Below are 12,968 nucleotides of genomic sequence, written 5' to 3' on the forward strand. Positions count from 1 at the left end.
AATCAACGGCAAAAGATCGCAGCCTTCGGCAGCGCCTACAGGAGATCGCCGAAACATTGATTATTGATGTTTATCAATCAATCAACCGTAAAAATCAACTTAACAAATATATTCCACGGAGAGACACTCAAGTCATTCGGCTAGCCAGCCGCCCACAAATAATAAAAGAGGTGCCTATGGCAGGTTTCGACAAGCGTGTGAGTTCCTACGAGGAAGCGATGGCCGGCCTGGAAGACGGCATGACCGTCATCGCCGGCGGCTTCGGTCTGTGCGGCATTCCGGAAAACCTGATCGCCGAGATCAAGCGCAAGGGCACCCGCGACCTCACTGTCGTCTCCAACAACTGCGGCGTCGACGGATTCGGCCTTGGCGTGCTGCTCACCGACCGCCAGATCAGCAAAGTCATCGCCTCGTACGTCGGCGAAAACAAACTGTTCGAAGAGCAACTGCTCAAGGGCGACATCGAAGTCATCCTCACCCCGCAAGGCACCCTCGCCGAGAAGATGCGCGCGGGCGGCGCCGGCATTCCGGCATTCTTCACCGCCACCGGCGTCGGCACCCCGGTCGCCGAGGGCAAGGAAGTGCGTGAATTCAAAGGTCGCAAGTACCTGATGGAAGAATCCATCACTGGCGACTTCGCCATCGTCAAAGGCTGGAAGGCCGACCATTTCGGCAACGTCGTTTACCGCCACACCGCGCAGAACTTCAACCCGCTGGCGGCCACCGCCGGCAAGATCACCGTGGTCGAAGTCGAAGAAATCGTCGAACCCGGCGAACTCGACCCGACGCAGATCCACACCCCGGGCATCTACGTCGACCGGGTCATTTGCGGCACGTTCGAAAAACGCATCGAACAACGCACCATCCGCAAATAATTCAGGCCTACGGAGAACAACAACATGGCACTTACCCGCGAACAAATGGCTCAGCGCGTCGCCCGCGAAATGCAGGACGGCTACTACGTCAACCTCGGTATCGGCATTCCGACCCTGGTCGCCAACTACATCCCCGAAGGCATGGAAGTCATGCTGCAATCGGAAAACGGCCTGCTCGGCATGGGACCTTTTCCGACCGAAGAAACCATCGATGCCGACATGATCAACGCCGGCAAACAAACGGTGACCGCGCGGATCGGCGCATCGATTTTCAACTCCGCCGAATCCTTTGCGATGATCCGCGGCGGCCATGTCGACCTGACCGTGCTCGGCGCGTTCGAAGTCGACGTCGAAGGCAATATTGCCTCGTGGATGATCCCCGGCAAACTGGTCAAGGGCATGGGCGGCGCCATGGACCTGGTGGCCGGTGCCGACAACATCATTGTCATCATGACCCACGCGTCCAAGGACGGTGAATCCAAGCTGCTCGCCAAATGCAGCCTGCCGCTGACCGGCGCCGGCTGCATCAAGCGCGTGCTGACCGACCTCGCCTATCTGGAAATCGAAAATGGCGCTTTTGTCCTCAAGGAACGCGCACCTGGCGTCAGCGTTGACGAAATCGTCGCCAAAACCGCTGGTAAACTGATCGTCCCGGATCACGTACCGGAAATGCAGTTCGCTGCCGAGTGAGGAATTCGAAAATGCAAGACGTCGTCATTGTTGCCGCCACGCGTACCGCGATCGGCAGTTTTCAGGGCTCCCTGGCCAACGTATCCGCGGTCGATCTGGGCGCGGCGGTGATCCGCCAGTTGCTCGAGCAGACCGGTCTGGACGGTGCGCAGGTCGATGAAGTGATCATGGGCCAGGTGTTGACCGCCGGCGCCGGACAGAATCCGGCGCGTCAGGCCGCGATCAGGGCCGGCCTGCCCCACGCGGTACCGGCGATGACCCTGAACAAGGTCTGCGGTTCGGGCCTGAAAGCTCTGCATCTCGGCGCGCAGGCGATCCGTTGCGGCGACGCCGAGGTGATCATTGCCGGCGGCCAGGAAAACATGAGCCTGTCCAACTACATCATGCCGGGCGCCCGCACCGGTCTGCGCATGGGTCACGCGCAAATCGTCGACACCATGATCAGCGACGGCCTGTGGGATGCGTTCAACGATTACCACATGGGCATCACCGCAGAAAATCTGGTCGATAAATACCAGATCACCCGCGAACAGCAGGACGCCTTCGCAGCCGCTTCCCAGCAGAAAGCTGCCGCCGCCATTGAAGCCGGGCGCTTCGTCGATGAAATCACCCCGATCCTGATTCCCCAGCGCAAGGGCGATCCGGTCGCCTTCAAGATCGACGAGCAGCCACGCGGCGACACCAGCGCCGAATCCCTGGCGAAGCTGCGCCCGGCGTTCAAAAAGGACGGCAGCGTCACCGCTGGCAACGCTTCATCGCTGAACGACGGTGCCGCCGCCGTGATTCTGATGAGTGGCGAGAAAGCCAAAGCCCTGGGCCTGCCGGTTCTGGCCAGAATCGCTGCCTACGCCAACGCGGGCGTCGATCCGGCGATCATGGGCATCGGCCCGGTATCTGCCACCCGCCGCTGCCTCGACAAGGCCGGCTGGAGCATCGACCAGCTCGACCTGATCGAAGCCAACGAAGCGTTCGCCGCGCAATCGCTGGCCGTGGCCAAGGACCTGCAATGGGACCTGGACAAGGTCAACGTCAACGGCGGCGCCATCGCTCTTGGTCACCCGATCGGCGCATCGGGTTGCCGCGTGCTGGTGACATTGCTGCACGAAATGCTCAAGCGCGATGCGAAAAAAGGTCTGGCGACCTTGTGCATTGGCGGCGGCCAGGGTGTAGCGCTGGCGCTGGAACGCGCCTGATACGGAGTTCAAGGTTGACGGCGGATCCACGACATCCGCCGTTGGCCGGCAACAAAAAACCCGGTGCGCCTTGCGGTGTACCGGGTTTCTTTTTGCCTGTCCGAAATTCGTATTGGATGTACCACCGTCATCGCGAGCAGGCTCACTCCTACAGGGGGGACGCATTCCAAATGTGGGAGCGAGCCTGCTCGCGAAAGCGCTTTTTCAGACGCCAGCCATTCAAGGCTTGCGCAGCAGATAGGTATCCATAATCCACCCATGCTCCGCCCGCGCCGCTTTGCGCACCCGTTCGATCTCATCGGCGACATCCGCCAGTCTTCCGCTGAGCAGAATCTCATCCGGTGTGCCCAGGTAAGCGCCCCAGAAAATCTCGGTCTGGCGATCCGCCACCTGCTGGTACGAATCCTCGGCATCGAGCATCACCACCAGACTGTCCGCTTCACTCACCTGCCCTGCTGCCAATCGCCGTCCCGTGGTGATTTCCACCGAACGGCCGATCGTGTTCAGCGGTATCTTGTGCTGCGCAGCCAGGGCCTGAACGCTGGTAATCCCCGGTATCACTTCGTACTCAAATTCACAGCGGCCTGATGACTGAATCGCCTGAAGGATGCGCAGCGTGCTGTCGTACAACGCCGGATCGCCCCACACCAGGAAACCACCGCACTGACCGTCGGACAATTCCTCATTGATCAGCCGCTCGAAGGTCTGCTGCTTGGCGCGGTTCAGTGCATCGACACTTGCCGTGTAGTCGACATCGCCCCGCTCGCGCTCAGGACTGCTGGCTTCGATAAAGCGATAAGCGTGATCGGTGATGTAGCGCTCACAGATCTCGCGGCGCAGATCGATCAACGTCTGTTTGCTCTGGCCTTTATCCAGCAGAAAGAACACATCGACCCGATTCAGCGCTTTCACTGCCTGCATCGTGATGTAGTCCGGATTGCCGGCGCCAATGCCGATGACCAGCAGCTGTTTCATCAGAATTCCTCTTCAAGGTCCATGCCCGGCAAGCGTAGACGCCAGATGCCGTTGAAGCGCAGCTCGATCACCGACAGCGGCTCGACATCGATCGCATTGAAGGCGTTGCCCTGCAGCACCTGCATCAATGCAGCACGCATGACAAACGGATGGGTGACTGCCACCACATGCCCGGGCGTCGCGGCGACGGTAGCCAGCCACTGCGCCACCCGCTGTGTCAGTTGGCCGACCGATTCGCCGCCATGGGGCGCCGCGTCTGGATCGGCCAGCCAGGCTGACAACGCGTCGGCGTGGTGGGCTTGCAAATCCTTGATCGACTGGCCGTGCCAGCGCCCCCAGTCACAGTCGCGCAGGGCCGGGTCGATTTCGCCATCGGCACCCAACCACGCTGCTGTTTGCCGGGTTCGCAGCTCCGGCCCGCATACCAGGCGCCGCGTCGCCGGGAATCGCGACCGGATGGCGTCAGACGCCACGGGCAACTCTTCAACAGGCTCGTTCGTAGGAAAACGCGCCAATTTTTGTGCGATGGTTCGCGCATGGCAAACCAGTATCAAACGGCTACTTGGCACAGGCAGGTACTCGGACGAAAGATATCAAAAGCAACGGTTCGAAATTCGTTAGCGGCCCATTGTGCCGTAAAACCGGATTTTTCAGGATTGCCCGCCCGCCAGCCGCTGAACCTTGGATAGGCAATGTCTGACACTGTGACAGGCAAAGGACTACAAGCCGACGCTACTTCGGCGTAGCCCTTGTTACACGGACGCCTTGCACACTTTTGGTGCCTGGCAAACCTGTACAAAAATTCGCTAGACATGTAGCACACATTACATAAATACTCTTTTAACGGATTGTGAAATGAATTCGACACCCCCATCCAGCAGGAGCCCGGATGCCCCCTCTCAGAGACCTGATCACTGACCCCGGCCTGGATCTGACGCCGTCAGAGCGCAAAGTCGTCCGCGCCCTGCTCGATCAGTATCCCCGCAACGGTCTGGGGCCGATGGCGCGCCTTGCCGAACATGCGGGTGTCAGCGATCCGACCATCGTGCGTCTGGTGAAAAAGCTCGGTTTTGGCGGTTACGCCGATTTCCAGGAAGCCCTGCTCAGCGACATGGACCATCGCCTGCGTTCACCACGCACGCTATTGCAGCCGCGCTCGCAGCAGAACAAGAACGATGCCTGGGCCCATTATCTGGCCGACAGCCATCGCTTGCTGGTTGACACTCAAGCCCTGACCCAACCCGAAGACGTACGGATCCTCGTGGAGTGGCTGCTCGACAGCCGCCATCAGATCTACTGCTTCGGTGGCCGTTTCAGCATCCTGCTGGCCAATTACCTGCTTAACCACCTGCGCCTGCTGCGCCCCGGCTGCTTCGCCCTGGAAGACAACGCCCTGTTGCCTGATCGTCTGTACGATCTGCAACGCCAGGACGTAGTGCTGGTGTTCGACTATCGGCGCTACCAGACCCAAGCCCTGCGCGTCGCCACCGCGGCGAAGAACAACAACGCGCGGGTGGTGCTGTTCACCGATGTCTACGCCTCGCCGCTGCGCGAGATGGCCGACCTGATCATCAGCGCCCCGGTGGAATCGGCGTCGCCGTTCGACACCATGGTGCCGGCGCTGGCGCAGGTCGAGGCGCTGATCGCCTGCCTGACCTTGCGCGTGCCCGACCCTGCCGATCGCCTGGAAGGCATCGATGCCCTGCGCAACGACTTTGCGACTCACCTGCTGGAGGAAAAATAAGGATGTTCAGCCTTCCCCACCGCTCGCCACGGGACCTGCCGTTTGTGTTCGATCACACCGCATTGTTGCTGGTGGACATGCAGCGCGCCTGGCTCGAGCCGCAATTCGACCCGCACCTGAGCGGGCCGGATGCCGAGTATTTCCTCCAGCGTGCGCGCAGCCAGGTGGTGCCCAATCAGCAACGGCTGCTTGGCGCCTTTCGTCAGGCCCGGCAAAACGTGCTGCACACGATCATCGAAAGCCTGACCGCCGACGGTCGCGACCGCTCGCTGGATCACAAGCTGTCCGACATGCACCTGCCCAAGGGCAGCGCGCAAGCTCAGGTGATTGCTGAACTGACCCCGGCCGAGAACGAAATCGTGCTGCCAAAGACCTCCTCCGGGGTATTCAACTCGACCAACATCGACTACGTGCTGCGCAACTTGCAGACCCGTCATCTGATCATCGCTGGCATCGTCACCGATCAGTGCGTGGACATGGCCGTGCGCGACGCCGCCGACCGGGGCTATCTGGTGACGCTGGTGGAGGACGCCTGCGCCACTTATACAGCCAAACGCCACCACGCCTGCCTCAATGCAATCAAGGGTTACTGCTGGATCACCGACACCGACACCGTGCTCGGTCGTTTGCAGGAGATGCAGCCATGAGCGCACGCCTGACGCCTCTGCCGATGACCACTCTGGTGACCACTGACCTGATCGGCATCACCCGTGGCCGCTCGTTCCCTACCGATGAGCTTGAGCACTATCAGGCAGCGGGTTGCGGCTGGGTCCCGGCCAACAGCGCGCTGACGCCACAAGACATCATCGCCTCGAGCAATCCGTGGGGCGCTTACGGCGACCTGCGGCTGATCCCCGATCTGAACAGCCGCGTCACCGTCGGCAACGGCCCGGACGCCAACGCGCCGGCGCTGGATTTCATCCACGCCGATATCCGCGAGACCGACGGTCAGGCGTGGGGCGCCTGCCCACGCACATTGCTGCGTGATGAAATCGAGCGCTATCACGATGAGCTCGGTTTGCAGGTCAATGCCGCGTTCGAACATGAATTCAACCTGCACGCTGGCGAGGCCGAACATGCAGCGTTCTCTCTCGAAGCGCAGCGTCAGGGCGCCGAATTCGCCGGCTGGCTGCTCAGCGCCCTGCGCGCCGGCGGGGTCGAGCCGGAAATGTTCCTGCCGGAATACGGCAAGCACCAATACGAAATCACCTGCCGCCCGACCCTTGGCGTGGCGGCGGCGGATCGTGCGGTCAATGTGCGTGAAATCACCCGGGAAATCGCCCGGCAGATGGGCCTGGCGCTGAGTTTCGCGCCGAAGACCGCTCCCGAGGCGGTGTGCAACGGTGTGCATCTGCACGTCAGCCTGCTCGATCTGGCCGGCCAGCCCATGCTGTATGACGCCGGCACCAGCAACGGCCTGTCGAGTATCGGTCAGCACTGGGCTGCCGGAGTCCTGCACTATTTGCCGGCGCTCTGCGCGTTCACTGCGCCGACGCCGCTCTCGTACCAGCGTTTGCAGCCGCACCACTGGAGCGCGTCCTATGCGTGCCTGGGACAGCAGAATCGTGAAGCGGCGCTGCGCATCTGCCCGACCGTAATCCTGGGCGGCAAGTCTGCCGCGCAGCAGTTCAACCTGGAATTCCGCGCCATGGACGCCACCGCCTCGCCACACCTGGCCATGGCGGCGCTGCTGATCGCCGGGCGACTGGGCATCGAACAGCGTCTGGCGCTGAACGCGATCACCGATGAAATTCCCGATTCACTCAATGACGAGCAACGCAAGGCCCGGGGCATTGTCGCCCTGCCCGCCTCGCTGGCGCAGGCGCTGGATTGCCTGCGCGACAGTGCAGCCTTCAATGAATGGCTGCCCAAGCCGCTGCTCGACACTTGGTACGCCCTGAAAACCGAGGAACTGGCGCTGACGGAACAGCTCTCGCCCGCTGACCTGTGTGAGCACTATGCACGCCTGTACTGAATCCGCCGAACTGGGGTTGTTCACCCGCCCGGTCTATAACCTGAGCCGCGAGGACTCGACGAACCCGTTGATCCTCGTGTGCGAACACGCCAGTCGTTACATCCCCGATGCCCTGAACAACCTGGGCCTGGACGAGGCCGCCGCGCGGGAACACATCGCCTGGGACATCGGCGCGCTGCAACTGGCCGAACAGTTGTCGGAACAGCTCGGTGCCACCCTGCTCAGCGCCAATTACTCACGGCTGTTGATCGATCTCAACCGCCCGCGCCATGCACCGGACAGCATCCCGGTGCAAAGCGAGATCTACCAGATTCCCGGCAACCGCGAGCTGGATGAGGCGGCTCGCGAGTATCGTCGGCAGACCCTGTTCAAGCCGTTTCATGCACGTTTGCAGACGCTGATCGACGAGCGTATTGCCCAGGGCCAAGCGGTGCGCGTGGTCGGCATTCACAGTTTTACCCCGGTGTACTACGGCCAGCCGCGAGCACTGGAAATCGGCGTGTTGTTCGGCCAGGCCAAAGCCTATGCCCAGCGCCTGCTCGACGGACTGCAAGTGCATCCTTTGAAAGTCGCGGGCAACCAGCCGTACAGAATCGATCCGCTGGGCGACATGACCGTACCGGTGCACGGCGATGCCCGAGGCCTCGAGGCGGTACTGATCGAAGTGCGCAATGACTTGCTGCGCAGCCCCGAAGCGGTTTCGCGCTGGGCCGGCTACCTGGCACCTTTGCTGTAAGAATCGCGGTAAATGATCGACCGACAGAACAACTAAAACGACCGATGGCTGACAAGGAGTTGCGCTTCATGGAAATTGAAGAATTCGGCTACAAGCAAGAGTTGAAACGTAGCCTGACGCTGACCGATCTGGTGGTATACGGGATGATTTTCATGATCCCCATCGCCCCGTTCGGTGTGTATGGCTACGTCAACGCCGAGGCACCCGGGATGGTGCCGCTGGCCTACATCATCGGCATGGTGGCGATGCTGTTCACCGCGCTGAGTTACGGCAGCATGGCCAAGGCGTTTCCGATTGCCGGTTCGGTGTATTCCTACGCGCAACGCGGCCTTAATCAACACGTCGGTTTCATCGCTGGCTGGCTGATGCTACTCGACTACCTGCTGATTCCGCCGCTGCTGTACCTGTATGCGGCGATGGCGCTCAACCATTTGTACCCGGATATTCCCAAGGTTGGCTTCATCCTGGCGTTCCTGGTCAGCGCAACGTTCGTCAACCTGCGCGGCATCACCTTTACCGCGCGGATGAACATCCTGTTCCTGCTGGCGCAACTGGTGGTACTGGGCATCTTCCTGTTCTACGCCTGGAATGCCTTGCACAACGGCGGCGGCAACGGCGAGTTGACACTGGCGCCGCTGTATCACCCCGAGACCTTCAACTTCGCCTTGTTGATGCAAGCGGTGTCGATCGCCGTGCTGTCGTTCCTCGGCTTCGATGCGATCTCGACCCTTGCCGAAGAAATCAAGGAAGACCCGGGCCGCAGCGTCGGCAGAGCGGCGCTTATCACCCTGGCGGTGATGGGCACGATTTTCGTGGTACAGACGTGGATCGCCACCGATCTGGCAGCGGGCATGGGCTTCAAATCCGCCGACACCGCGTTCTATGAAATCGCTGAAATCGCCGCCGGCAGCTGGCTCGCAACCCTGACCGCAGTGGCGACGGCGCTGGCCTGGGGCGTGGCCGTGGCGATCACCTCGCAGGCCGCCGTGTCGCGCCTGCTGTTCGGCATGGCCCGCGACGGCAAATTGCCGAAGGTGCTGGCCAAGGTCCATCCGAAACACAACACGCCGTACCTGAGCATCTATCTGGTGGCGGTGCTGTCGCTGCTGATCTGCTACCTGTTCATCGAGGCGGTCGACATCCTCACCTCGCTGATCAACTTCGGCGCCCTGAGCGGATTCATGCTCCTGCACCTGACCGTGATCAACCACTACTGGCGTCGGCAGAAGTCGGGACAGGTTGTGCGCCATCTGCTCTGCCCGGTGATCGGCTTCATCATCGTCGCGGCCATCATGTACAACATGGGCGTCGATGCGCAGAAACTCGGCCTGATCTGGATTGCCCTGGGTCTGGTTTATCTGTTCTTCCTCAACAAGCTCGGCGCCAGCACGGTGTTGCCCGATCCGAGCAATGGCTGACAAGAAAAAGAGCGGCGTCTGACAACAAATCAGGCGACCGCCGATTTAACGCGTGGAAACCGACAGTGATAGTCAGGTTCGGCGAACGGGCCGAACCTTTTGATACAGGAGTACATCCATGCTGGTCTTACGCCCAGTCGAGCAGAATGATCTGCCCCAGCTACAGCGCCTGGCCCGCGAGAGCCTGATCGGCGTGACCTCGCTGCCGGATGACAGCGAGCACCTGCGCGAGAAAATCGCCGGGTCGCGCGCCTCGTTCGACAGCGCCGCCACGGCGCAGGGGCCGGAGAACTATTTCTTTGTGCTGGAAGACCTCGAACGCCAGCAACTGCTCGGCTGCTCGGAAATTCTTGCCACCGCCGGCTTCAAGGAACCGTTCTACAGCTTGCGCAATCGCCATTTCACCAGCGCCTCGCGGGAGTTGAACATCGAGCATGGCGTGCCGGCGTTGTCGCTGTGCCATGACCTTAGCGGGCATACCCTGCTGCGCGGGTTCCACATCGACGCCACGCTGGTGCGCACGCCGTTTTCCGAACTGTTGTCGCGGGCGCGCCTGCTGTTCATTGCCGCCCATGCGCAGCGGTTCTCCGAGGCAGTGATCACCGAGATCGTCGGCTACAGCGATGAGCACGGCCACTCGCCATTCTGGGATGCGCTGGGCAAGCATTTCTTCGACCTGCCCTACGCCGAAGCCGAGCGTCTGTGCGGGTTGCAGAGCCGCACGTTCCTCGCCGAACTGATGCCGCAATATCCGATATACGTACCGATGCTGCCGCAAGCGGCGCAGGACTGCATCGGCCGCGTGCACCCGGACGGCCAAGAGGCGTTCGACATCCTCGAGCGTGAAGGCTTCGAAACCAACAGCTACATCGACCTGTTCGACGCCGGCCCTACGTTGTATGCGCGTACCGCAAACATTCGCTCGATCGTTGGCAGCCAGACTGCCACTGTCCGGCAACAGGCGTCGACAGACGCCCGAGGCCGTTACCTGGTGAGCAACGACGCCTTGCATGACTACCGCGCCATTGTCACCGAGCTCGACTACCAGCCCGATCAACCGCTGCCCCTGACGCCCGCTCTCTGCGCGGCACTGAAGGTCAGCGAGGGCAGCCCGATACGGTTGGTCGCTCTGTGAGGCGCATTTGCCGTTGGTGCCTGAATCGGTACGCAGAAGGAGTTGGAGCATGATTGTCCGTCCGGTAAAAGTCAGCGACCTGCCTGCCTTGATGACTCTCGTCGAACAGGCCGGGCCGGGCTTCACCACGCTTCCGGCCAATGAGGACCGCCTCGCGCACCGGGTGCGTTGGGCGCAACGGGCGTTCGCCGAACAGGTGGAACGGGCCGATGCCGATTATCTGTTTGTCCTCGAGGATGATGAGCAGCGCGTGGTCGGTGTCAGCGCGATGGCTGGCGCCGTTGGCCTGCGCGAACCCTGGTACAACTACCGGCTCGGCGTGACCGTCAGTTCGGCGCCGGACCTGGGCATCCAGCGGCAGATTCCGACGTTGTTCCTCAACAATGAACTGACCGGACAATCGGAACTGTGCTCGCTGTTTCTGCGCCATGACCAGCGCAGCGGCAGCAATGGCCGCCTGTTGTCGCTGGGGCGCCTGCTGTTTGTCGCCGAGTTTCCGCATCTGTTTGGCGAGAAGATGATCGCCGAACTGCGCGGCAGTGCCGATGAAAACGGTTGCTCGCCGTTCTGGGACAGCCTTGGCCGACACTTTTTCCAGATGGATTTCACCCACGCCGATCACTTGTCGGGGCTGGGCAACAAAGCCTTTATCGCCGAACTGATGCCACGTCAGCCGCTGTACACCTGCCTGCTGACCGAACAGGCACAGGCGGCGATCGGCCAGACTCACCCGAACACCCAACCGGCATTGAAAATCCTTCAGGCTGAAGGTTTTGCGCACCAGGGTTACATCGACATTTTCGACGGTGGCCCGGTCATAGAAGCGCCGATCCGCAGCATTCGCACGGTGCGTGACAGTCTCGAACTGACCCTGAGCCTCGGCATCCCGGACGAGCAGGCGCCGTTGTGGCTGATTCACAACCGCCGCCTGGAAAACTGCCGCATCACCGTGGCGCCCGGGCGACTGGTGGGTAACAGCCTGATGGTCGATCGTCTCACCGCCAAACGCCTGCAACTTCAGCCGGGTAATTCGGTGCGTGCGGTGCTCCTGCCCCATCAACAGCAACACGCCGTGGCGGCCTGATATGCCCGGCGCGAGAGATTAAACCTTTCAGCCGCCAGTCCTGCCGCGCAAATTCGTCATGATTCCTGACCCATTCGCGTGATAGCCTTTTCATTCTTCGGCGTTGACACCTTTGCTCAAGCCTCTCCATTCCTTATGTATTGGTGGAACTCGTATGACCAGGCTTTCCCATCAAGATTTGCGCCGTAATTTCCGTCAGTTGCTGGCCTCCGACACCTGCTATCACACGGCTTCGGTGTTCGACCCGATGTCCGCCCGCATCGCCGCTGACCTGGGTTTTGAAGTGGGTATCCTCGGCGGTTCCGTGGCCTCCCTGCAGGTGCTCGGCGCCCCGGACTTCGCCCTGATCACCCTCAGCGAATTCGCCGAACAGGCCACGCGCATCGGCCGCGTCGCCCAATTGCCAGTGATCGCCGACGCCGATCACGGCTACGGTAACGCTCTTAACGTCATGCGCACCATCGTCGAACTGGAACGCGCCGGCGTCGCGGCACTGACCATCGAAGACACCCTGCTGCCCGCACAATTCGGGCGCAAATCCACCGACCTGATCACCGTCGCCGAAGGCGTCGGCAAGATCCGCGCGGCGCTGGAAGCCCGGGTCGACACGGAAATGGCGATCATCGCCCGCACCAACGCCGGCATTCTGCCGAACCAGGAAATCATCAGCCGCACCCGCCAATATCAGGCGGCGGGCGCTGACGGTATCTGCATGGTCGGCGTGCAGGACTTCGACCAACTGGAACAGATCGCCGAGCACCTGACCGTGCCGCTGATGCTGGTCACTTACGGCAACCCGGCCCTGCGCGACGACAAACGCCTGGCCGAACTCGGCGTACGCGTGACCATCGACGGCCACGGCGCTTACTTCGCCGCGATCAAAGCGACCTACGACAGCCTGCGCGAACAGCGGCAGATCTTCACCCAGGCCGCCGATCTGAGCGCGACCGAATTGACGCACACCTATACCCAGCCGGAGGAATACATTCTCTGGGCCAAGGAGTACATGAGCGTCAAGGAGTGATGCACACGCTGCACCGGCCCCTTCGCGAGCAGGCTCGCTCCCACAGTTGAAATGCGGTCCCCTGTGGGAGCGAGCCTGCTCGCGAAAGCGTCTATTGCGGCACCGCTAAACCGGCGTCT

General features: G+C 61.5%; 13 protein-coding genes. 11 read left to right on the plus strand and 2 right to left on the minus strand.

Going from position 1 to position 12,968, the window contains the following annotated elements; genetic code table 11:
• The first annotated feature begins 176 nt into the window (after window positions 1–176).
• Genes DCO47_RS21375 through DCO47_RS21385 form a run of 3 tightly spaced genes read left to right on the plus strand, consistent with a single transcriptional unit; the run spans window position 177 to window position 2,758 of the window.
• On the plus strand, window positions 177–875 hold the full coding sequence (locus DCO47_RS21375) for a CoA transferase subunit A (RefSeq protein ID WP_042609530.1): 699 nt from the start codon (window positions 177–179) through the stop codon (window positions 873–875).
• 24 nt (window positions 876–899) lie between these two features.
• On the plus strand, window positions 900–1,565 hold the full coding sequence (locus DCO47_RS21380; RefSeq protein WP_116658874.1) for a CoA transferase subunit B: 666 nt from the start codon (window positions 900–902) through the stop codon (window positions 1,563–1,565).
• An 11-nt stretch (window positions 1,566–1,576) separates the two neighbouring features.
• Window positions 1,577–2,758 carry an acetyl-CoA C-acetyltransferase gene (locus DCO47_RS21385; protein WP_116658875.1) on the plus strand — a complete coding sequence of 394 codons (1,182 nt, stop codon included), beginning with the start codon at window positions 1,577–1,579 and terminating at the stop codon, window positions 2,756–2,758.
• Between the two features lie 219 nt (window positions 2,759–2,977).
• Here the strand turns inward: DCO47_RS21385 and cobF are convergent, their stop codons facing one another.
• Window positions 2,978–3,733, minus strand: a complete 756-nt coding sequence (gene cobF, locus DCO47_RS21390; RefSeq protein WP_083353109.1) for a precorrin-6A synthase (deacetylating) — start codon at window positions 3,731–3,733, stop codon at window positions 2,978–2,980.
• The gene (locus tag DCO47_RS21395; protein WP_065616999.1) at window positions 3,733–4,302 is read right to left on the minus strand and encodes a histidine phosphatase family protein; all 570 of its coding nucleotides are present in this window, start codon (window positions 4,300–4,302) and stop codon (window positions 3,733–3,735) included. The genes cobF and DCO47_RS21395 overlap by 1 nt, the downstream gene beginning before the upstream one ends.
• 320 nt (window positions 4,303–4,622) lie before the next feature.
• Here DCO47_RS21395 and DCO47_RS21400 point away from each other — a divergent pair, with 320 nt between their 5' ends.
• The 8 genes from DCO47_RS21400 to DCO47_RS21435 all read left to right on the plus strand — a co-directional run bounded on the left by DCO47_RS21400 (window position 4,623) and on the right by DCO47_RS21435 (window position 12,849).
• Window positions 4,623–5,477, plus strand: a complete 855-nt coding sequence (locus tag DCO47_RS21400) for a MurR/RpiR family transcriptional regulator (protein ID WP_042609526.1) — start codon at window positions 4,623–4,625, stop codon at window positions 5,475–5,477.
• Window positions 5,478–5,479: 2 nt separating this feature from the next.
• Window positions 5,480–6,124, plus strand: coding sequence for an isochorismatase family cysteine hydrolase (locus DCO47_RS21405; protein WP_116658876.1), 645 nt, complete (start codon window positions 5,480–5,482; stop codon window positions 6,122–6,124).
• The gene (locus DCO47_RS21410) at window positions 6,121–7,452 is read left to right on the plus strand and encodes a glutamine synthetase (RefSeq protein ID WP_064362025.1); all 1,332 of its coding nucleotides are present in this window, start codon (window positions 6,121–6,123) and stop codon (window positions 7,450–7,452) included. Before DCO47_RS21405 ends, DCO47_RS21410 begins: the two co-directional genes overlap by 4 nt.
• Entirely contained in the window at window positions 7,436–8,188 is a 753-nt protein-coding gene (locus tag DCO47_RS21415; RefSeq protein WP_116658877.1) for an N-formylglutamate amidohydrolase, read from the plus strand. Before DCO47_RS21410 ends, DCO47_RS21415 begins: the two co-directional genes overlap by 17 nt.
• Before the next feature lie 68 nt (window positions 8,189–8,256).
• Window positions 8,257–9,606, plus strand: coding sequence for an APC family permease (locus DCO47_RS21420; RefSeq protein WP_042609522.1), 1,350 nt, complete (start codon window positions 8,257–8,259; stop codon window positions 9,604–9,606).
• Window positions 9,607–9,724: 118 nt separating this feature from the next.
• Complete coding sequence (locus DCO47_RS21425) at window positions 9,725–10,741, plus strand: arginine N-succinyltransferase (protein ID WP_064362027.1); 1,017 nt, start codon at window positions 9,725–9,727, stop codon at window positions 10,739–10,741.
• Between the two features lie 49 nt (window positions 10,742–10,790).
• Window positions 10,791–11,825: an arginine N-succinyltransferase gene (astA, locus tag DCO47_RS21430; protein WP_042609520.1), complete on the plus strand. Its 1,035-nt coding sequence runs from the start codon at window positions 10,791–10,793 to the stop codon at window positions 11,823–11,825.
• Window positions 11,826–11,979: 154 nt separating this feature from the next.
• Complete coding sequence (locus DCO47_RS21435) at window positions 11,980–12,849, plus strand: oxaloacetate decarboxylase (RefSeq protein ID WP_024012471.1); 870 nt, start codon at window positions 11,980–11,982, stop codon at window positions 12,847–12,849.
• Window positions 12,850–12,968: the final 119 nt, after the last annotated feature.

This window comes from Pseudomonas sp. NDM, assembly GCF_003105095.1.
Lineage (GTDB): Bacteria > Pseudomonadota > Gammaproteobacteria > Pseudomonadales > Pseudomonadaceae > Aquipseudomonas > Aquipseudomonas moraviensis_A.